15 protein-coding genes are annotated in these 20,498 nt (G+C 70.0%); 7 read left to right on the forward strand and 8 right to left on the reverse strand.

The window, feature by feature from the left end; genetic code table 11:
* Window positions 1-15 precede the first annotated feature (15 nt).
* A complete protein-coding gene (locus J4573_RS05865; protein WP_208254198.1) occupies window positions 16-1,980 on the forward strand; it encodes a prolyl oligopeptidase family serine peptidase in 1,965 nt (654 codons plus the stop codon).
* 102 nt (window positions 1,981-2,082) lie between these two features.
* Here J4573_RS05865 and J4573_RS05870 read toward each other — a convergent pair whose 3' ends face one another.
* From J4573_RS05870 to recA, 4 genes are all read right to left on the reverse strand, one after another.
* Window positions 2,083-3,024 carry a trypsin-like serine peptidase gene (locus J4573_RS05870; protein WP_208254199.1) on the reverse strand — a complete coding sequence of 314 codons (942 nt, stop codon included), beginning with the start codon at window positions 3,022-3,024 and terminating at the stop codon, window positions 2,083-2,085.
* A 114-nt stretch (window positions 3,025-3,138) separates the two neighbouring features.
* Window positions 3,139-4,710 (reverse strand): ribonuclease Y, encoded by a 1,572-nt coding sequence (rny, locus tag J4573_RS05875; protein ID WP_208254200.1) that lies wholly within the window; start codon window positions 4,708-4,710, stop codon window positions 3,139-3,141.
* Window positions 4,711-5,446: 736 nt separating this feature from the next.
* Entirely contained in the window at window positions 5,447-6,154 is a 708-nt protein-coding gene (gene recX / locus J4573_RS05880; RefSeq protein ID WP_307796510.1) for a recombination regulator RecX, read from the reverse strand.
* 760 nt (window positions 6,155-6,914) lie between these two features.
* A complete protein-coding gene (gene recA / locus J4573_RS05885; protein ID WP_208254202.1) occupies window positions 6,915-8,021 on the reverse strand; it encodes a recombinase RecA in 1,107 nt (368 codons plus the stop codon).
* A 262-nt stretch (window positions 8,022-8,283) separates the two neighbouring features.
* On the opposite strand from recA, the gene J4573_RS05890 reads away from it, so the two are divergent.
* Window positions 8,284-9,144, forward strand: a complete 861-nt coding sequence (locus tag J4573_RS05890) for an ATP-grasp domain-containing protein (RefSeq protein ID WP_208254203.1) — start codon at window positions 8,284-8,286, stop codon at window positions 9,142-9,144.
* A gap of 485 nt (window positions 9,145-9,629) precedes the next feature.
* On the opposite strand, the gene J4573_RS05895 is transcribed toward J4573_RS05890, so the two are convergent.
* A complete protein-coding gene (locus tag J4573_RS05895; RefSeq protein WP_208254204.1) occupies window positions 9,630-9,806 on the reverse strand; it encodes a hypothetical protein in 177 nt (58 codons plus the stop codon).
* A gap of 249 nt (window positions 9,807-10,055) precedes the next feature.
* Between J4573_RS05895 and J4573_RS05900 the strand changes: the two genes are divergently transcribed.
* The 3 genes from J4573_RS05900 to J4573_RS05910 are packed head-to-tail and all read left to right on the forward strand — an operon-like array spanning window position 10,056 to window position 12,129.
* Window positions 10,056-10,442: a hypothetical protein gene (locus J4573_RS05900; protein ID WP_243772490.1), complete on the forward strand. Its 387-nt coding sequence runs from the start codon at window positions 10,056-10,058 to the stop codon at window positions 10,440-10,442.
* 6 nt (window positions 10,443-10,448) lie between these two features.
* On the forward strand, window positions 10,449-11,606 hold the full coding sequence (locus J4573_RS05905) for a glutathionylspermidine synthase family protein (RefSeq protein WP_208254205.1): 1,158 nt from the start codon (window positions 10,449-10,451) through the stop codon (window positions 11,604-11,606).
* Window positions 11,607-11,661: 55 nt separating this feature from the next.
* Window positions 11,662-12,129 (forward strand): DUF350 domain-containing protein, encoded by a 468-nt coding sequence (locus J4573_RS05910; RefSeq protein WP_208254206.1) that lies wholly within the window; start codon window positions 11,662-11,664, stop codon window positions 12,127-12,129.
* Between the two features lie 133 nt (window positions 12,130-12,262).
* Here the strand turns inward: J4573_RS05910 and J4573_RS05915 are convergent, their stop codons facing one another.
* Together J4573_RS05915 and J4573_RS05920 are read right to left on the reverse strand one after the other, a co-directional pair.
* Complete coding sequence (locus J4573_RS05915) at window positions 12,263-12,457, reverse strand: DUF3046 domain-containing protein (protein WP_208254207.1); 195 nt, start codon at window positions 12,455-12,457, stop codon at window positions 12,263-12,265.
* A 9-nt stretch (window positions 12,458-12,466) separates the two neighbouring features.
* On the reverse strand, window positions 12,467-13,747 hold the full coding sequence (locus tag J4573_RS05920) for an alpha/beta hydrolase (RefSeq protein WP_208254208.1): 1,281 nt from the start codon (window positions 13,745-13,747) through the stop codon (window positions 12,467-12,469).
* 116 nt (window positions 13,748-13,863) lie between these two features.
* Between J4573_RS05920 and J4573_RS05925 the strand changes: the two genes are divergently transcribed.
* A complete protein-coding gene (locus tag J4573_RS05925; RefSeq protein WP_208254209.1) occupies window positions 13,864-18,753 on the forward strand; it encodes an Lhr family helicase in 4,890 nt (1,629 codons plus the stop codon).
* 171 nt (window positions 18,754-18,924) lie between these two features.
* On the opposite strand, the gene J4573_RS05930 is transcribed toward J4573_RS05925, so the two are convergent.
* Window positions 18,925-19,854, reverse strand: coding sequence for a DMT family transporter (locus J4573_RS05930; RefSeq protein WP_243772492.1), 930 nt, complete (start codon window positions 19,852-19,854; stop codon window positions 18,925-18,927).
* A gap of 78 nt (window positions 19,855-19,932) precedes the next feature.
* On the opposite strand from J4573_RS05930, the gene J4573_RS05935 reads away from it, so the two are divergent.
* The gene (locus tag J4573_RS05935; protein WP_208254211.1) at window positions 19,933-20,496 is read left to right on the forward strand and encodes a TetR/AcrR family transcriptional regulator; all 564 of its coding nucleotides are present in this window, start codon (window positions 19,933-19,935) and stop codon (window positions 20,494-20,496) included.
* Window positions 20,497-20,498: the final 2 nt, after the last annotated feature.

Here is a 20,498-nt window from a genome sequence, read left to right on the forward strand (position 1 = left end):
GGGACGATTCCGTGTATGACCGCTCGTGCGACGCTTCCCTACGGCTCCTGGCCCTCCCCCATCTCCGCAGCCGATGTCGCCCGCGCCCGGCTGCGCCTCAGCTTCCCCACCGTTCACAACAACGACGTGTGGTGGCAGGAGACGCGTCCAGAGGAAGGCGGGCGAACTACGGTCATCCACTTGCAGGGCGGGCATCGCACCGAACTCCTGCAGGCCCCGTGGGACGCCCGTACCCGCGTGCACGAGTACGGCGGGCGGTCATACCTGCCGGTCCGCACCGGGGACGGCCATGCGATCGTCTTCTCCAACTACGAGGACCAGCGGCTGCACCGGTTGGACCCGGGCGACCCCAAGCCGCGGCCGCTGACGCCTGAGCCTGCCGAGCCGGGCGGTCTTCGTTATGCCGACTATGTGCTCTCCCCTGACGCGTCCGAGATCTGGTGCGTCTGTGAGGGGCACACCCCGGACGGCATCCGCCGGGCCATCGTCGCCATTCCGCTGGACGGGAGCGCGGCCGACGACCCTGCTGCCATTCGCGAGTTGGTCACGGGAGCGCATTTCTATGCCAGCCCGGCGCCGTCGCCGAGTGGCGGGCATCTGGCGTGGGTGCAGTGGAGCCACCCGCGCATGCCCTGGGACGGCACCGAGGTACGCGTGGCGGTCATCGAGAACGGCAAGGCCGTCTCGCCACGCACGGTCAAGGGCGGGCTCACCGAATCCGCGCTCGCGCCGCTCTGGCGCGACGACAGCGGCCTCTACGTCATCTCGGACTGGCCCGGCTGGTGGAACATCTACGAGGTGGGCCTGTACGGGGAGTCGCCCCAGGCGCTCTACCCGGCCGAGGAGGAGTTCGCCGGGCCGCTGTGGACTCTGGGCGGCATGCCGTACGCGCTCCTGGAGGACGGCCGCCTCGCGGTGCTCCACGGCGAGGGCGACCAGCGGCTGGGCATCTATGACCCGGAGACGCTGGAGCTGACCGACCTGGAGGTTCCCTACGACGACTGGCAACTCGCCCTGTCGGCGCACGGTTCCACCATCGTCGGCATAGCGGGCGGCGCCACCGTGCCCCCTTCCGTCGTACGGATCGACACGACGACCGGGCGCGTGGAGGGTTTGCGGCGGGAGCTCGCCGAACTGCCTGACATCGCATACCTGCCCAAGCCGCGGTACGAGCGGCTGGAGGGACCGTTCGGGCGGCCCGTGCACGCCTACATCTACCCGCCGTCCAACCCCGAGGCCACTGCTCCCGAGGGCGAGCTGCCGCCGTACGTGGTCTTCGTGCACGGCGGGCCCACCGGGCGGTCGTCGAAGGTGCTCAGCCTGGAGCGGGCGTTCTTCACCAGCCGGGGCGTCGGGGTCGTGGACGTCAACTACGGCGGGTCGGCCGGCTATGGGCGCGCCTACCGGGAACGGCTGCGCCGCCAGTGGGGCGTCGTGGACGTGGAGGACGCCATCGCGGCGGCCCAGGCCCTCGTGGACGGCGGCATCGCCGACCCCGCGCGGCTGGCGATCCGGGGCGGCAGCGCGGGCGGCTGGACCACCCTGGCGGCCGTCACCCAGACCGAGGTCTTCAAGGCCGCGACGTCGTACTTCGGCATCAGCGACCTGGCCAGCTTCGCATCGGGCACCCACGACTTCGAGTCGCACTATCTGTTCGGCCTGATCGGGCCCCTGCCCGGCTTCGAGCGCGCGTACGAGGAGCGTTCGCCCCTCAACCACGCCGACAAGACGGCCTGCCCGGTACTATTGCTTCAGGGCCTGGACGACCCCATCGTGCTGCCCGACCAGTCGGAGCGGTTCGCGGTCGCCTTGGCCGAGAAGAAGATGCCGTACGCCTACCTGACGTTCGAGGGCGAGTCGCACGGCTTCCGGCGCGCGCAGACCACCATCAAGTGCCTGGAGTCCGAGCTCGCCTTCTACGGGCAGACCCTGGGCTTCCAGCCGCGAGGCGTGGACCCGATCGACCTGACGATCGGCTGACACGCCGCTCCCGCTCCGAGCAACAAGAAAGGGACGCCCGAGGGCGTCCCTTTCTTCATGCCATGTATCGGCGTCTGATGCCGTCCAGCCGCCTCGTGCCGTCTACGCGTGCTTGTCGGTCCAGGCGCGCATGTTGTAGACGTCCTTGTCGAAGTACGGCGTGTAGGAGATGTTCGGCGAGTTGCCGCCGCCCTGGTAGCCGCCGATGACGCCGTTGATGTAGCCGGTGTGGGTCTTGGAACTGACGTTCAGCAGCCAGGGGCTCCCGCTCGTACCGCCGAAGAAGCCCGTGCAGTCCATGCGCAGCTGGTAGCGCGACTGGCGCTTGGTCTTCACCGTGCAGTAGATCGGGCGGTCGCGCTTGTCCCAGGCGATGCGCGGGTAGCCGGTCACGGTCACCCAGCGGCCCACGCCCTGGTTGATGGCCAGCTTGTTGGCGCCGACGACGCCCTGGATGTTGCGGCCACTGCGCGAGTTGAGGGAGATGAACCCGAAGTCGAGGTCGGCGTCGCTGTTGCGCTGCCAGCGCTGGTCCACGACCAGGCGGCGGGCCGTCCAGGTGCCGTACGGCCGCTTGCCCTTGTCGTAGCGCGGCACGAACGCGACCTTGGTGGCGTAGTGCCCGCCCTTGCCGCCGTGGATGCAGTGCGCGGCGGTCAGGAGCAGCCTCTTGGAGTAGCTGTTCACCACGCTGGCGCTGCAGTAGTGGTCGCCGTTCCCGTTGTTGAAGAAGACCGCTCCAACGGTCGGCACGCCGCCGTAAGCGGTCGCATGCGCGGCCTGAGCCGACGCCTGCGTGCTCCGCACTCCCACGGTGTTGCTGCGGCCGTCCACCGGCGTGGCCTTGGACATCCGCTGCGCGGTCCAGTACTGCTCGGTCTTACCGGCGTCCGCGGAGCTGATCTCCGCGCTCGCCATCATGTCGACGGCATGGGTCTTGGCGGTGGCCCCGCCCGACGCGTACGCAACCGCCCCGACTCCCGCCGCGACGACCCCCGTGGAGGCGACGACCGCAGCCGTCACCCGCTTCCGACCCAGATGCATTTGCCAGAAACTACCGAGTATTCATCCTCTTCACAACGCGAATGATCAGTCTCGTCCCGGAAGACGCCTCCCGTTAACCCGGGCGTCTCCCGTACCAGGATCTTGAGCTGGGGATCAGCGCGCGAACTCGATGGCGCGGGACTCGCGGACGACGGTGACGCGGATCTGGCCGGGGTAGGTCAGCTCGTCCTCGACCTGCTTGGCGATGTCGCGGGCGATCACCTGGGCCTGGATGTCGTCGACGGCGTCCGGCTTGACCATCACGCGGATCTCCCGGCCGGCCTGCATCGCGAAGACCTTCTCCACGCCCTCGTGCTTGTCGCGGGCGATCTCCTCCAGGCGTTCCAGCCGCTTGACGTAGGCCTCCAGCGACTCGCGCCGCGCGCCCGGCCGGCTGCCGCTGATCGCGTCCGCCGCCTGCGTGAGGACGGCCTCGACGGTACGGACCTCGACCTCGTTGTGGTGGGCCTCGATGGCGTGCACCACGTCCTCGTGCTCGCCGTACCGCCGGGCGATCTCGGCGCCGATCAGCGCGTGGCTGCCCTCGACCTCGTGGGTGAGGGCCTTGCCGATGTCGTGCAGCAGCGTGCAGCGCTTGGCCTGCTCCACCGGCAGCCGCAGCTCGCTGGCCATGATCCCGGCGATGTGGGCCGACTCGATCAGGTGCTTGAGCACGTTCTGCCCGTACGACGTCCGGTACCTCAGCTGCCCGAGCAGGGCGATGAGCTCGGGGTGCATGTCGGCGACGCTGAGCTCCACCAGCGCGTCCTCGCCCGCGCGCACGCACAGCTGCTCGACGTCGCTCTTGCTCCGCTCGTAGATCTCCTCGATCCGCTGCGGGTGGATGCGCCCGTCCAGGACGAGCTTCTCCAGCGTCAGCCGCCCGACCTCCCGGCGCACCGGGTCGAAGCAGCTCAGCAGCACAGCCTCGGGCGTGTCGTCAATAATGAGATTTACACCCGTAGTGGACTCGAAGGCGCGGATGTTGCGCCCCTCACGCCCGATGATCCGGCCCTTCATCTCGTCGCTCGGCAGGTGGAGCACCGACACGACCGACTCGGCGGTCTGCTCGCTCGCCACCCGCTGGATCGCCAGCGTGACGATCTTGCGGGCCCGCTTCTCGCCCTCGGCGCGGGCGGCGTTCTCGATCTCCCGGGTGATCGGGATGGCCTCGCGCTTGGCCTGGTTCTCCAGGGAGCCCACGAGCTCGTGCTTGGCCTCCTCGGCGGTCAGCCCGGCCGTCCGCTCCAGAAGCTGCTTGCGCTCGTCCTCGGCCTCTTTGAGGGCCTCCTTGCGCTCGTCCAGGGCCCGCTTGCTCTCGGCGAGCTTGTCGCCCCACTCCTCAAGCCTGCGCACTTCCCCGTCGAGCCGCTGCTCCCGCTCCGCGAGGCGGCTCTCCCTGCGTTCCAGGTCCTCACGCAGGGTCCGGAGGTCATCACGGAGCTCTTTGCCCTCGGCGTCCAGCTCTTCACGCGCCGCACGAACGATCTGCTGAGCCTGCCCCTCGGCCTTCTCCAGAACGTCCTGGGCGTCGACCTTGGCCTTGGCCCGGATCTCGTCGGCCTCCTGGTGCACCTGGCCGAGCTCGTCCTCGGCCCGCTTCTTGGAGACGGGCCGGGTCAGGACCACGATTATCAGGGCGACAAGGGTCCCCAGCAGCGCGGCTCCGAGCACGACGCTCTCCATGGGGCAGACCCTTCCTCGCCCGCGGGCCCCATCGGGGATTGGGACCCTGTTGCGCGAGGAATCACCCGCGTTCCGGTGGACCACCGAACGACCGGCAACGGGTACACGCCAATGCCCGGGCGCCCGTCGCACAGAACCCGAGGCCGGTGGTCCTCTATGCCTTTCAGCTGCAAGAACGTCTCAGTCGTATGGCAATCCGCGGTTCGCGGAGTTACTCCTCACTGCCGTAACGGTAAGCGGCATAGAGGTAATGAGCAAGCAAACCACGGGCATTCCGGACTAACCGAACGCCCGCGTGAGTACTTACTTACCGACTCCTCGTTCCCATTCTCAACCCACCCACCTGCCCGCATGCCCCTTCCCCAAGAGTCAGGCCCCAGTAAGGACACCGTCAGGTATCCCGTCATTCACCCGGCGTGTCGCCCCATCCCCCACTCCACCCCTAACCCCCAGGTAAGCCTCCCCCGCACCCACCTCACACCGCCCGGCCCGCTCTCCCACCAACGCCGCCGCCCCCTGGCCGGGCTCCCTCCAGCACCCCCGAAAACCGCAGCACCCCAGAAGCAGCAGCGGCCTGGAAGCGGGAGCGGCCTGGAAGCGGGAGCGACCTGGAAGCGGCAGCACCCCAGAGATGGCAACGCCCTGGGATCGGCAGCGCCCTAGAGATGGCAACGCCCTGGGCGGGCACCCTTCGACGCCCTGGAGGTCGCAGACCTTGGGGGCCGGGCGTCTGGGGCTATTCGTTGTCCCAGGTGGGATCATCAGGGAGGTCTTCGAGGTCGGCGCCCTCTTCGGCGAGGGCCTCTTTCACTACGCGGTAGGCCAAGCCAGGCGAGTAGCCCTTGCGGGCGAGCATGCCGACCAGGCGGCGAGTGCGCTTGGTGGGCTCGACGCCGCGCGTGGAGGCCAGCTTGCGGTCGATGAGCTCCCGCGCGGTGCGTTCCTCCTGCTCGGAGTCGAGCGTCTGCACGGCGTCCTTCACGGTCTCGTCGGCGACGCCGCGCTGGCGGAGTTCGGCCGCCAGGGCCCGCTTGGCCAGCCCTCGCCCCGTGTGGCGGGACTGCACCCAGGCCTGGGCGAACGCCTCGTCGTCGATCAGCCCGACGTCGGTGAAGCGCCCCAGCACGGCCTCGGCGACATCGTCCGGAACGTTCTTGCGCCGGAGCGCCTCCGCCAGCTGGGCCCGGGTCTTGGGGCCCATGGTGAGCATCCGCAGGCACGCGTCACGCGCGACCGCCTCCGGATCTGCAGGCGGCGCATCCGCCGCAGGACTACCGTCCGCAGGCCCCTCAGGCCCACGCCGCCGCCTCCGCCGATAACCGCTCACACCCACCCCCACAAGTCCACCCGCACACGACCCGATCAACTGCGTCCCACCCACCGAGGGCCAGACTCTCCCCTGCAACCCGACCACACACCGGCCTGCAGATCCCAGACCACGCACCGCCCGGTAGACCCCGACCGAGGCCAGCGGACCTCAGCCACGCACAGACCGGTGGATCCGACCCGGCCAGCAGACCTCAGCCACGCACAGACCGGTAGGTCCGACCCGGCCAGCAGACCTCAGCCACGCACAGACCGGTGAATCCGACCTGGGACAGCGAGCCTTAGCCGCGCACGGACCGGTAGATCCCGCCCCGGGGAAGCGGACCCCGACCATGCACGGACCGACAGGTCCCCGGCCCGGGCCAGCGGAGCTCGGGCCCCGCATGCGCCGGCAGATCCCGACCGGGTGCACGAACCTCAGCCACACACCGGCCGATAGGTCCCGCCTCGGGGAGGCGGATCTCGACCACGCATGGGCCGATAGGTCCCCGACCTGGGACACGGACCTCAGCCACGCACGCGTCGGCAGGTCCCGACCTGGGACAGCGAACCCCCAGCCCCGCGCAGACCGGTAGATCCCAACCGGGGGCCGCGGACCTCGGCCACGCACGCGGGTGCGTTACCTGAGCTGTGGGCCTGACGCCGGAGGCGAGGGCCCACAGCTCAGATCGCGAAGCGATGTCGCGCCCGCCGCTTGTGCGGTTCGGGGTCCGAGCCGCTAGGCGAGGACCCCGAGGCCGCAGAAGCCATAAAAGCGGCGGCGCCATCGGGGAAGGACCGGACACCGGTCGATCGGTGCCGGATAAGGCGCCGCCGCCCTACATACGGGATCATCGCTCACACACCGTCAAGAGTCACCCAGATCAGAAGATTCCTTGTCAGGAATCACCTGGCTTGGGGGTCTTAGAACCCTTACGAGTCGGAGCGGCGGCGGGAGCGGCCGGGGGCGTGGCTGCGGCCCCGGCGGTCTCCGGGGCCTCCTTGTCGACCTTGGGGCCGACGCCCAGCTTCTCCTTGATCTTCTTCTCGATCTCGTCGGCCATGTCCGGATTGACCTTGAGGAAGTTGCGGGCGTTCTCCTTGCCCTGGCCCAGCTGGTCGCCGTCGTAGGTGTACCAGGCGCCGGACTTGCGGACGAAGCCGTTCTCCACGCCGAGGTCGATCAGGCCGCCCTCGCGGCTGATGCCCTGGCCGTAGAGGAGGTCGAAGTCGGCCACCCGGAAGGGCGGGGCCATCTTGTTCTTGACGACCTTCACGCGGACGCGGTTGCCGACCGCCTCGGTGCCGTCCTTGAGGGTCTCGATGCGGCGCACGTCCAGGCGCACGGAGGCATAGAACTTCAGCGCCCGGCCACCGGTGGTGGTCTCGGGTGAGCCGAACATGACGCCGATCTTCTCGCGGAGCTGGTTGATGAAGATGGCGGTGGTCTTGGTCTGGTTGATGGCGCCGGTCATCTTGCGGAGGGCCTGCGACATCAGCCGGGCCTGGAGGCCGACGTGGCTGTCGCCCATCTCGCCCTCGATCTCCGCGCGGGGAACGAGCGCGGCGACCGAGTCGATGACCACGATGTCGACCGCGCCGGAGCGGATCAGCATGTCGGTGATCTCCAGCGCCTGCTCGCCGGTGTCGGGCTGGGAGACCAGGAGCGCGTCGATGTCCACGCCGAGCTTGCTGGCGTACTCGGGGTCGAGCGCGTGCTCGGCGTCGACGAACGCGGCGATGCCGCCGTTCTTTTGAACGCTGGCCACGGCGTGCAGCGCGATGGAGGTCTTGCCGGAGCCTTCCGGGCCGTACACCTCCACGACGCGGCCGCGCGGGAGACCGCCGATGCCGAGCGCGATGTCGAGGGAGATCGCGCCGGTCGCGATCACCTCGACCGGCACCCGCGCCTCGTCGCCCATCCGCATGACCGAGCCCTTGCCGAACTGCCGCTCGATCTGGGCGAGGGCGGTCTCGAGAGCCTTCTCCCGGTCGTTCGCTGCCATTGCTTGCCCCTGTCCTGTCTGGTCGCCGGCCTGCCGGCTCTCGTCCGGCCCGGGCAGTGCTGTTGCGATGTCGACGGCGACGTTACGGGGGGCCACCGACACTTTTCGAGACCCCGGCGCAGCTGTGGACAACGTCGCGTACCGACGACACCTTACCGAACACTCGTTCGATCATGTGTGCGTGGCCCGAATTGCCCATGAATCTCCGTGCGCATCGGGCCGGAAAACCCGTACGCTGGCGCCGTCCACGGAGGGCTGCCCCATGACGCTGACCGTTCTCTTCTGCGTCGATCCGCTCCACCCCCGGCGCGTCGATCCCCACTATTCCCGTGAGGCGGCCGCCGTACGGGACCACTACGGCGAAATAGCCCTGGTCGATCACGACGCGTTGCAGCGCGGTGACGTGCTCGGGGCGATCGACGGGGTGTCCGCGGAACTGGGCCCCGTCTGGTACCGCGGCTGGATGATGACCAGCGGGGAGTACGCGGCGATGGCCTCGGCCCTCAAGGAACGCGGCACTCTGCTGCTCACGCATCCCGAGGACTATAGGCGCGCGCACGAGCTGCCCGGGTGGCACGACACGTTCGCCGGGCTGACGCCCTCCAGCGTGTGGCGTCCGCTGGCCCCGCGCGAGGTTCCGGCCGACCTCAGTGAGCTCGTACGCCCGCTCAACGCCGGGCCCGGAGTCGTCAAGGATTACGTGAAGTCGCGTAAGCACGAGTGGGACGAGGCGTGCTTCGTCCCTGACGTGCATAACCTGACGCAGCTCCGCGATGTCGTGACCAAGATGATCGCGCTTCAGGACGACTTCCTCGCGGGCGGGCTGGTCGTACGGGAGTACGAGGATTACGGCGACGGCGGCGAGGCCCGCGTGTGGTGGGTGGACGGCGAGCCGGCCCTGGTCGGCCCCCACCCCGACAGCCCCGAGGTGGAGCCCGACCCCGATCTGGACTCCGTGGCCCCCGCCGTACGCGCCCTGGGGTGCCGGTTCATCACCACCGACCTCGCCCGGCGTTCAGACGGGGAGTGGCGCGTGGTGGAGGTGGGAGACGGGCAGGTGAGCGATCTGCCCACCACCGTCGACCCCATGGACCTCTACGCCCATCTCCCCGTTCCCGACTGACCCACGGGGGCTCGGCCCGGTCCGTTCCGAACAAGGTGGACGGATCGGCCGGAAATTCATGAGAACCGGAATGTGCCCTTCTTCCGTCTGAGTGAGGAACAGCCCCTAAGGTTCCCTGCAGTCTCACTTCGAAGGGCGTGCATCCCGTTGCCACCACAGGAGTCCCGGCGTCGGCTCAGTTCCCGCGCGGTTCAGATCGGCATGGTCGGTGCCCTCTCGCTCACGGTCGCGGCATGCTCTTCCTCTGATGACGACGGCGGCACCACCGCCGACGGGGAGGACGTCACCGCGTATTGCGTGGTGCAGAACGACGGGACGGTGACGACGTCTCCGTCGCCTACGAGCAGCCCCACTCCCACGCCTAGTTCCACGGTGACGCCCGGCGATGGCTACGCCGTTGTGGACGACAGCAATTGCGACGATTCCTCGGGCGGGTCCACGACGTCCACGAGGCATTACCACTCGCACAACAGTTACTTCTGGTACTACGGCGGCACACGGCTGGCCAGTGGCCGCGTCAGCGGGGGAAGCTCCACCATGCCGCTCACCGGGGGCATCACCTCGGCGAGCGGCAAGACCATCCGCGCCAGCTCGTCGTACGGCAACAGCAGCAGTAGCGGGTCGGGCGGCGGAAGTTCCTCCTCGGGAGACGATGGAGGCACCAGTCGCGGGGGCTTCGGTGGCTCGTCGAGCCATTCCTCCGGCGGGTAGCCGTCACTCCCGGCTCACCCGCTGGAAACCGAGAGTGCCCAAGGTGTGACGGAACCGGTATAAGGCTCGCTTTCGCCGCAGGCCAGTCGCCCTCTAGGCTATGGCTCCGCGATGCCGGATTCCTTCCAGTAAGGGCTCCCGATCCGGCCGTCCGGAACTCCCCGGATGCTTGTCGTCTCGTTTCGAAGGACGTGTACCCGTTGCCTCCACAGGAGCCTCAGCGCCGCCTCAGCTCCCGTTCGGTCAAGGTCGGGATGGTCGGCGCGCTGTCCCTCACACTGGTCGCCTGCGGCTCGAAGTCGACCACCGCCTGGTGCGTCGACCGGTGGGCCCCCTCGGTGGGGCAGACCAAGGGCGGCTACAAGGTGGTCCCCGACAGCCTCTGCAACACCTCCGAGATCGACCGTGGCACCAGCGGCTACGGTCGCTACTTCTGGTACTACGGCGGCAAGCGCCACTACTCCGGCGGTAGCAGCTACATCTCCGGCGGCCGTACGTACCGGCCGAGCAACGTCAGCAAGGTGAAGTCGAGCACGGGGCACACCCTGCGCGGCGGCTTCGGCGGTCACGGCCACAGCGGGAGCTGAACGAACGTGCGACGCGAGCACTCGACGCCGCGGGACGACTGGGCCGAGAAGATCGAGTCCCAGGGGCTCGCCTTCCACCGGACCGCGCACCCCGAGCACCTCACGCGCCCGTACTGGGACGAGTCCGTGCACTACGTCTTCGAGATGGACGAGGTGCTGGCCCTGGAGGAGGTCGTCGAAGAGCTCCACCAGATGTGCCTCAAGGCCGTCGAGCACGTGGTGACCACCGGGCGCTACAACGTCCTGGGCATCCCCGACTGGGTGGCGCCGCTCATCGAAGAGTCGTGGCGGCGCGGCGACCCGCACCTGTACGGGCGGTTCGACCTTCGCTACGACGGCGAGAGCCCGGCCAAGCTGCTGGAGTACAACGCCGACACCCCGACCGCCCTGGTCGAGAGCGCCATCGTGCAGTGGTACTGGCTCAAGGACGTCTACCCGAACGACGACCAGTGGAACTCCATCCACGAGCGCCTCGTGGCGCGGTGGAAGGAGATGGCCCCCAAGCTCCCCGAGGCCCCGGCGCACTTCGGCTGGACGCACGCCGACGAGACGGGCGAGGAGGTCATGACGATCGCGTACATGCAGGAGACCGCCGAGGAGGCGGGTCTGCCGGGCATCGCGATCGCCATGGAGGACATCGGCTGGAGCGGCAGCCGCGGGCGGTTCGTCGACCTGGAAGAGCGGGAGATCAACACGCTCTGCAAGCTCTACCCCTGGGAATGGATCGTTTCCGAGCCGTTCGGCCGGAACCTGCCCGGCGCCCCCACGACCTGGATCGAGCCCATCTGGAAGATGGTGCTCTCCAACAAGGCGCTCCTGGTGCTCCTATGGGAGCTCTTCCCCGGCCACCCCAACCTCCTGCCGACCTATCTCAACACGCCAGGCTCGCTCACCTCGTACGTGCAGAAGCCCCTGCTGGGCCGTGAGGGCGCGAGCATGCGGATCGTCACGCCGGACGGCGACGAGCTCCGCACCGAAGGCGAGTACGGGCGTGAGGGCTTCGTCTTCCAGGAGTTCTGCGCGCTGCCCGACTTCGATGGGGAACACCCGGTGCTGGGCGCCTGGGTCGTTCACGACGAGTCCGCGGGCCTCGGCATCCGCGAGACCGCTGGGCTCGTCACCGACGACACCTCGTCCTTCGTTCCCCACCGGATCCCCCTGTAGTGCCCTGCCCCGCAGTGCCCCCCTGCCCTGCCTACCCCCCTGTTGAAGGAGTCCCATGACAACGGTTCTGGCTGCGAACGACAACGACCCCCTCGGCCAAGTCCTGCTGGAGGGCAGTGGGGCGCTCCTGGCCTATGCCGCTGTCGGCCTGGTGCTGTTCATCGTCGGCTTCTACATGACCGACCTGGCCACCCCCGGGCGCCTCATCACGGTCATCCGTGAGCACCGCAACCCGAACGCGACCCTGCTGGCGGCGGCCTCCACGGTCGGCGTGGGCCTGATCGTCGGGGTGTCCATCTTCGCCGCGCACGGCAGCCTGGCCGAGGGCCTCGCGCGCACGCTGGTCTTCGGCGCCGTCGGCATCGTCGCCATGACGGTCGCCACCCAGGTCTTCGACCGCGTGATCGGCATCAGCATCAAGCAGCTCGCCGACGACGAGGAGGACAAGCTGGAGCCGGCGGCGGTCCTGCTCGCCGTGGCCAACCTGATGATCGGCTTCGTCACCGCCGTCGCGACCTACTGACGCCCCGGCTACCGACACCCCGGCTACTGACACCCGGCCGCACATACGCCGGGCCGCACAAACGCCGCATGCCCGCCTCCGTTCACGGGGGCGGGCGGTCGCGTTTCTTAGAGCTGTTCGCGGTGGGGAAGGCCTAGCGGAGGGTCTGCGGGACGTCGAACGTGGCGCACACGGCCTGCCAGACGCGCTTGGCGGCCTCTCCGTCGGCCAGTGCCTGCTCGACCGTGCGGCCGCCCAAATCAGCGATGACGTAGTCCTTGGCCACGCTCTGCGCGTAGGCCTCTCCGAACTGCTGGTTCATTCGATCCCAGAAAACTGTGAGCCGCACCCCGCAACGCTATCCGACAGAGTCGGACACCTCGTCCGGGACGGACGGAGGACGGCCCTGCAGATACTGCCGGTGCAGCCCGGTCAGGTAGCGTTCCACGCCTTCCACCACCCGCGCCGTACGGTACGAGGGGAAGACGTCGAAGGCGTGCTGCCCGCCCTTCATCTCCGCGTAGAGCACGGGCGCGTCCGACACGTCCCGCAGCTTCTTCACGAAGCGGCGGGCTTCGGGAACCGGGATGAGGGTGTCCTTGCTGCCGTGAATGACGAAGAACGGCGGGGCGTCCTGCCGTAGATAGGAAACGGGCGACGCTGCGGCGAAGGCCTCGGGCTCGTCCTTGAAGGACCGCTTGACCATCATCCGTTCGACCAGGGCGTTGGCGCCGAACGGGATCGGCCACGGCCCGGCCTCCACGAAGTCATAGACCCCGTAGAACGGCACCGCGCCGCGCACGCTGGTGTCCACGTCCTCGAAGCCGGGCTGGAACTCCGGCTCGTTCGCGCTCAAGGCCACCATCGCCGCCAGGTGGCCCCCGGCCGAGCCTCCCGTCACGCACAGGAAGTCCGGGTCGGCCCCATATTCGGCCGCGTGCTCGCGGTACCAGGCGATGAAGTGCTTGAGGTCGAGCAGGTGTTCCGGCCACGTCGCCCGGGGGCTCAGCCTGTAATTGACGTTGAAGCCCACCCATCCCTGCACGGCCATGTGGTTCAGCAGGGGAAGGCCCTGCTCGCGCTTATCTCCGATGACCCAGCCGCCGCCATGGATCTGCATGAGGCCCGGCCGCAGCGTCCCGTCCGTCTTGGGCTCCGTCATGCGCTCCGTCTTGGGCCGGTAGACGTCCAGTTTCAGCCGTAGCCGCCCCTCCTCGCGGAAGACCACGTTCCGTACGACCTGCACACCGCGGCGCGGGATCAGGCACAGCTGCGGCACGACGAGGTGGGAGAACGGGTAGCGCGGAGCGCCTTCCGGGTCGAGGTCCAGCGGCACATCGGAATCCCGCAGAGTGACGACGGTCCGCCGGGACGCGACGATCGTCGCCACGGTCCCCGCGATGCCCACGAGCCCCGCGATCAGGCCGATCCAGCCGGGCCAGGCGTCCAGTCCCCCGTACGCCGCCAGCAGCCCTAGACCGGCCGCCTCCAGCACCAGCAGCTGCGGGGCCATCTCGATGGTGAGCCAGCTGGAGAAGAAGCCCGGGATGACCAGGGCCATGAAGCGGCGGGGCGGCCACAGGGCGTTGAGGGCGAGGACCAGCGACACCAGACCAACGGCCAGCAGGGCGTACGACATGAAGGCTCCTTGCGGCTGCGACACCGCTCCCAGAATGTCCCTAACAAGCACTTGCTTACAATGTGACCGCGGTCACCCGGTCCGGTTTTGTCGGAGGGGCGAGGCAGGATGGGGGCATGACCGGTGACGTGCTCGAACGCTTCTCCCCGGCCACGCGTGCGTGGTTCTCGGGGGCCTTCGCCGCGCCCACCGCGGCGCAGGCGGGGGCGTGGGAGTCGATCTCGGACGGCGACAACACCCTGGTCGTCGCGCCGACCGGCTCCGGCAAGACCCTGGCCGCGTTCCTGTGGTCGCTGGACCGGCTGGCCGCCGCACCGGCCGCCGACCCCAAGCAGCGCTGCCGGGTGCTGTACGTGTCGCCGCTCAAGGCCCTCGCGGTCGACGTCGAGCGCAACCTGCGCGCGCCGCTCACCGGCATCCGCCAGGCCTCCCGCCGCCTGGACCTGCCCGAGCCCGACGTGCGGGTCGGCATCCGTTCCGGCGACACCCCGGCCGACGAACGCCGCCGCCTGGCCACCAAGCCGCCGGACATCCTGATCACCACGCCCGAGTCGCTCTTCCTGATCCTGACCTCGCAGGCACGCGAGTCGCTGCGCGGCGTCGACACGGTGATCGTGGACGAGGTGCACGCCGTGGCCGGCACCAAGCGCGGCGCCCACCTCGCGCTCTCTCTCGAACGCCTCGACGCGCTGCTGGAGCGCCCCGCGCAGCGCATCGGCCTGTCCGCGACCGTACGGCCGGTGGACGAGGTCGCCGCCTTCCTCGGCGGCCCGCGCCCCGCGAGGGTCGTCCAGCCGCCGTCGGACAAGGTCTTCGACCTCGACATCGTCGTCCCGGTGGAGGATCTCGGCGAGATCGCGCAGTTCGTCGACCAGTCCGGCGACACCGACCCGCGCCAGCGCTCCATCTGGCCGCACGTCGAGGACCGCCTGCTCGACTTGATCCAGGCGCACCGTTCCACCCTGGTCTTCGCCAACTCCCGCCGCCTCGCCGAGCGCCTGTGCGGCCGGCTGAACGAGCTGGCCTACGAACGAGCCGTGGGCGACATGTTCACCAAGGACGAGGACGATCCCGGGCCCGGCGACCGCGAACCCCGCCCCATCAGCGCCGACGACATCGAACGAGCCCTGGGCCTGACCCCTGATGACTCACCGCCGCCCGATGCCGACACCGACGCCGAGAGACGGTCGCCAGCCGACACCGACCCCCCGAGGCGGTCGAGCGGCGGCACACCCGCGCAGCTGATGGCGCAGGCCGGGGCGGCCAAGGGCGTTCCGGCGGAGATCGCGCGGGCGCACCACGGGTCGGTGTCCAAGGAGGAACGCGCCGGGATCGAGGACGCGCTCAAGCAGGGCCGCCTGCCCGCGGTCGTCGCGACGTCCAGCCTCGAACTCGGCATCGACATGGGCGCGGTCGACCTCGTCGTGCAGGTCGAGTCGCCGCCCTCGGTCGCCAGCGGCCTGCAGCGCGTCGGCCGCGCCGGGCACCAGGTCGGCGCGGTCTCCAAGGGCGTGATCTTCCCCAAGTACCGCGGCGACCTCGTGCAGACCGCCGTGGTCGCCGAACGGATGCGCGGCGGCGAGATCGAGGAGCTGCACTACCCGCGCAACCCCCTCGACGTCCTCGCCCAGCAGATCGTCGCGATGGTCGCCATGGACGAGTGGACGGTCGACGACCTGGAGGCCGTCCTCAAGCGCGCCGCCCCGTACGGCACCATGCCGCGCTCGGCGCTGGAGGCGACCCTGGACATGCTCGCCGGCCGCTACCCGAGCGACGAGTTCGGCGAGCTGCGCCCGCGCCTGGTGTGGGACCGCGTCACCGGCGTCCTGCGCGAACGCCCCGGAGCCCAGCGCCTCGCGGTGACCAGCGGCGGAACGATCCCCGACCGCGGCCTGTTCGGCGTCTTCCTCGTCGGTGAGAAGGCCTCGCGCGTGGGCGAGCTCGACGAGGAGATGGTCTACGAGTCCCGCGTCGGCGACGTGTTCGTGCTGGGCGCGAGCTCGTGGCGGATCGAGGACATCACCCCCGACCGTGTCCTGGTCTCCCCCGCCCCCGGCCAGCCCGGCAAGCTCCCGTTCTGGCACGGTGACACCCTCGGCCGCCCCGCCGAGCTCGGCAAAGCGCTCGGCGCGTTCACCCGCGAGCTCGTCCAGCTGAAGCCCGACACCGCCCGCGAACGCGTCACCGCCGCCGGCCTGGACGCCTGGGCCGCCGCCAACCTGGTCTCCTACCTCACCGAACAGCGCGAGGCGACCGGCCACGTGCCCGACGACCGCACGCTCGTGGTCGAACGCTTCCGCGACGAGCTCGGCGACTGGCGGATGGTCGTCCACTCGCCGCTCGGCGCCCGCATCCACGCCCCCTGGGCCCTGGCCATCGCGGGCCGCCTCCGCGAGCGCTACGGGGTCGACGCGCAGGCCATGCACGCCGACGACGGCATCGTCATCCGCATCCCCGACATGGACGAGCCGCCCAGCCTCGATCTGGCCGTCTTCGACCCCGAGGACATCGAGCGCATCGTCGTCGACGAACTGGGCGGCTCGGCCCTGTTCGCCGCGCGCTTCCGCGAGTGCGCCGCCCGTTCGCTGCTGCTCCCCCGGCGCCGCCCCGACAAGCGCATGCCGCTGTGGCAGCAGCGCCAGCGCGCGGCCCAGCTCCTGGCGGTCGCGAGCAAGTACCCCTCGTTCCCGATCGTGCTCGAGACGATGCGCGAGTGCCTGCAGGACGTGTTCGACGTGCCGGGCCTGGTGCAGCTCATGCGCGACGTCTCCGGCCGCAAGTCGCGCCTGGTCGAGGTCGAGACCCCCGAGCCCTCCCCGTACGCGCGCTCCCTGCTGTTCCATTACGTCGGCGCGTTCATGTACGAGGGCGACTCGCCGCTGGCCGAACGCCGAGCACAGGCCCTCGCGTTGGACTCCACCCTGCTGGCGGAGCTGCTGGGCCAGGCCGACCTCCGCGAGCTCCTCGACCCCGAGGTCGTCGCCGAGACCGAACTCGAGCTCCAGCGCCTGGCCCCCGACCGCCGTGCCCGAGACCTCGAAGGCATAGCCGATCTCCTCCGTACTCTCGGCCCCTTGACCACCGCCGAAGCAGCCGCCCGCACGGTGGACCCGACCGACCGAGAAGCCGCCCCCGCCGACCCACCGGCCTCCAACGGCCCGGGCACGCAGGGTGAGCCGACCGCACGGACCACCCAACCCACATCCGACGAGCCGGAGACGGCCACCAAACCGCCGACACCGGCCGACGGTCGGCCCAGCGCGGGGGCGGAGCAGGCTGCCGCGCGGTGGCTGGTCGAGCTGGAGGAGACCCGGCGCGCCGTCCGCGTACGCATCGCGGGCGAGGAACGGTGGGCCGCGATCGAGGACGCGGGGCGACTGCGTGACGCGCTCGGGGCGCCGCTGCCCGTCGGCATTCCGGAGGCCTTCCTCGAACCGGTCGACGATCCGCTCGCCGACCTCATCTCGCGCTATGCCCGTACGCACGGCCCGTTCCGTACCACCGACATCGCCACCCGTTTCGGCCTCGGCACCGCCGTCGTCCTGGAAACGCTGCGCCGCCTGCGCGCGGACGGACGCGTGATCGAGGGCGAGTTCCTGCCGGTCGAGGCGGTCTCCGGCCCGCTGACCAGCGAGTGGTGCGACGCAGGCGTCCTCCGTACGCTCCGCCGCCGTTCCCTGGCCCGCCTGCGCGCCGAGGTCGAGCCGTCGCCTCCCGAGGCGCTCGGCCGCTTCCTGCCCGCCTGGCACGGCATCACGGGCGGCAGCCGCCCGCGCGGCATCGACGCCCTCGTTCAGTCGATCGAACAGCTGCAAGGCGCCGCCGTACCGTCCTCCGCGCTCGAGTCCCTGATCCTCCCCTCGCGCGTCCCCGGCTACTCCCCCACCGACCTCGACGAGCTCACCTCCGCCGGGGAGGTCGTCTGGGCGGGTCAGGGCGGTCTGCCCGGCGGCGACGGCTGGGTGTCGCTCTACCTCGCCGACACCGCCCCGCTCCTCATGCCCGAGCCCTCGAAGATCACGCTCACCCCCGCCCACCAGGCCGTTCTCGACGCCCTGTCCGACGGCGGCGCGCTGTTCTTCCGCACGCTCTCCGACCGCGTCAACGCCACCGAAAAGGTCAACGACCAGGACCTGGCGACCGCGGTCTGGGACCTGGTCTGGGCAGGCCACCTCACCAACGACACCCTCGCGCCCCTGCGCGCCTCGATCGGCTCAGGCCGCCCGGCGCACCGTACGCGCGCCACCCGACGCGGCCGCCCGGTGCTCCCCTCACGGACCGGACCGCCCACCATGGCCGGCCGCTGGTGGCTGCTGCCCGAACGCGAATCCCCAGGCACCCGCCGCTCGCACGCCCTGGCCGAGGCCCTGCTGGAGCGCTACGGCATCGTGATCCGCGGCGCCGTGGCCGCAGAACGCACCCCAGGCGGCTTCGCAGCCGTCTACCCGGTCCTGCGCGCCTTCGAAGACACCGGCCGCTGCCGCCGCGGCTACTTCGTCGAAGGACTGGGCGCCGCCCAGTTCGCCCTCCCCGGCGCGGTCGACCGCCTACGTTCCATGCGCCCGACCTCACCCACCCCGACCGACTCGTTCGCCGACCCCTGGCCGGTCGCCCCGCCGGAGCCCGAACGCCGTCGCGCCCTGGTCCTGGCCGCCGCCGACCCCGCCAACCCGTACGGCGCCGCCCTCCCCTGGCCCGAACGCGACGATGAGGTGGCCAGCGGCCACAAGCCCGGCCGCAAGGCCGGTGCCCTGGTCGTCCTGGTAGACGGCCGCCTCCTGCTCTACGTAGAACGCGGCGGCAAGACCCTGCTGACCTGGGACGACGACCCCGAGGTCCTGCAGCCCGCCGTGGACGCTCTGGCCCTCGCCGTACGCGAGGGCGCCCTGGGCAAGCTCACCGTCGAACGCGCCGACGGCGAGTCCATCAACGACTCCCCCCTGGCAGCCGCCCTAGAAGCCGCAGGCTTCCACCCCACCCCCCGAGGCCTCCGCCTCCGCAACTAACCCCCACCGACCCAAGGCAGCCCGCGCACCCGTACGGCCCGACACCAGCCCGCAAGACCCGCGCACCGTACGTACAACCAGGTCTCGCCCCGCGCGCAAATCACCAGGCCCACCCCAACCAGTAATCCCCCGGGGCCGAGGGTGGGGTGGGGCGAGGTGGCTGGGGTGGGGTTAGTTTGCGGGGGTTGTGTCGGGGTGGCGTTGGGGGTGGGGTGCGACGGGCGGGGCGGTGGGTGGGGTTGGGCGGCGGTGGATCATGAGGACGGCGGCGGCGCAGATGAGGACGCCTAGCAGGGAGAGCGGGGCTAGGGCGGCGCCGAACGCTAGCCAGGACCAGGCCATGGTGGCGGGGGGCGTCAGGTAGAGCAGGGCGGAGACTCGGGCTACGCCGCTGCGGGCCAGGTTGATCCAGTAGAGGCCGTAGCCGCCGAGCATGGCCACCAGGACGAGGACGGCTATGGCTATCCAGAACCTGGGGGCCGCCGGTGGGGTAAGGGTGTTGGTCGCCGCGGCGAGAGTGGTGAAGATGGCGGCGCTGACGCCTGCCTGAACGGTCAGAGCATCGGTGAGGGCCAGGCGGGGGCGGGTCCTGCGCTCGAAGAGGGTGGCTGCCACCAGGGAGAGCATGGCGCCTATGGGGAGGGCGTACGCGAGGAACGGCACTCCTGGGTTGGCGCCTAGGTCGGCCCCGACCACCAGGGCTACGCCCAGGATGCCTAGGGCGAAGCCTGCCATTTGCCGGGTGGTGACGGATTCGCCCAGGAGAGGGACTGCCAAGGTGACGGCGACTATGGGCTGCAAGGCGCAGATCAGGGCGGTGGTGCCGGCGGGGACGCCTTGGTCCACGGCGGCGAACACTCCGTAGAGGTAGCCGACCTGGCCCAGGACGCCGATGGTGATGTGGAGGGCCAGCTCGCGCAGCGGGATGCGGCGGCGGCGCAGGAGGGTCCAGGCGCCCAGGAACGCGAACGCGATGATGAAGCGCCAGGCGAGCAGGGATGAAGCCGGGGCGCTGCGGGCTCCCAGATCGGCTCCGATGAAGCCGGAACTCCACGTGACCACGAACGCGGCCCCTAGGAGAGCGTCAATGCGGGGCGCCATCAAACCTCCTGAGGTATACATACCGGTATAGTTACTAGGTATACCGGTGTGTATAGTGGTGTCAAATGAGGAGGGCTGATGACGGATCGTCCGCTGACACCTGCCGCCAAGCGGGTGCTCGAGGTCGCCAGCGACCTCTTCTACAACCGCGGCATCGGCGGGGTCGGCATGGAGCTCATCGCCGCCGAGGCGGGAGTGACGAAGAAGACGGTGTACGACCGCTTCGGCTCCAAGGAGGCCTTGGTCCTGGCCTATCTACGCGGGCGGGATGAGCGGTGGCGCGGCTACCTGACCGGACGGCTGGAGCAGGTCGGGGGGCCGCGTGAACGGATCCTCGCCACGTTCGACGCCCTCGGGGACTGGTTGCGGACCGAGAGCGCACGCGGGTGTTCCATGGTGAACGCCCTGGCCGAACTGCCAGATCAGGCTCACCCGGGGCATCAGGCCGCCGCCGATCAGAAGGCCTGGATTCGCGAGCTTTATGCGGGCTTGGCGGCCGAGGCCGGAGTTGAGGATCCGGGCAAGCTGGCCGATCAGCTGCTCATCATCCATGAGGGCGCCGTGGTGGCGTTCAGCGTTGCCAACAAGGCCGACGCCGCGGCGACGGCGAGGGAGACCGCCGAGATACTGCTTGCCCGGTGACC

Source organism: Actinomadura barringtoniae, assembly GCF_017573505.1.
Taxonomy (GTDB): domain Bacteria; phylum Actinomycetota; class Actinomycetes; order Streptosporangiales; family Streptosporangiaceae; genus Spirillospora; species Spirillospora barringtoniae.

Excerpts from the sequence above, each read along its gene's own strand:
- J4573_RS05865 (WP_208254198.1), top strand. The coding sequence starts at position 16 with ATGACCGCTCGTGCGACGCTTCCCTACGGCTCCTGGCCCTCCCCCATC.
- J4573_RS05910 (WP_208254206.1), top strand. The coding sequence starts at position 11,662 with ATGACAACGGTTCTGGCTGCGAACGACAACGACCCCCTCGGCCAAGTC.
- recA (WP_208254202.1), bottom strand. The coding sequence starts at position 8,021 with ATGGCAGCGAACGACCGGGAGAAGGCTCTCGAGACCGCCCTCGCCCAG.
- J4573_RS05925 (WP_208254209.1), top strand. The coding sequence starts at position 13,864 with ATGACCGGTGACGTGCTCGAACGCTTCTCCCCGGCCACGCGTGCGTGG.
- rny (WP_208254200.1), bottom strand. The coding sequence starts at position 4,710 with ATGGAGAGCGTCGTGCTCGGAGCCGCGCTGCTGGGGACCCTTGTCGCC.
- J4573_RS05890 (WP_208254203.1), top strand. The coding sequence starts at position 8,284 with ATGACGCTGACCGTTCTCTTCTGCGTCGATCCGCTCCACCCCCGGCGC.
- J4573_RS05920 (WP_208254208.1), bottom strand. The coding sequence starts at position 13,747 with ATGTCGTACGCCCTGCTGGCCGTTGGTCTGGTGTCGCTGGTCCTCGCC.
- J4573_RS05870 (WP_208254199.1), bottom strand. The coding sequence starts at position 3,024 with ATGCATCTGGGTCGGAAGCGGGTGACGGCTGCGGTCGTCGCCTCCACG.
- J4573_RS05935 (WP_208254211.1), top strand. The coding sequence starts at position 19,933 with ATGACGGATCGTCCGCTGACACCTGCCGCCAAGCGGGTGCTCGAGGTC.
- J4573_RS05930 (WP_243772492.1), bottom strand. The coding sequence starts at position 19,854 with ATGGCGCCCCGCATTGACGCTCTCCTAGGGGCCGCGTTCGTGGTCACG.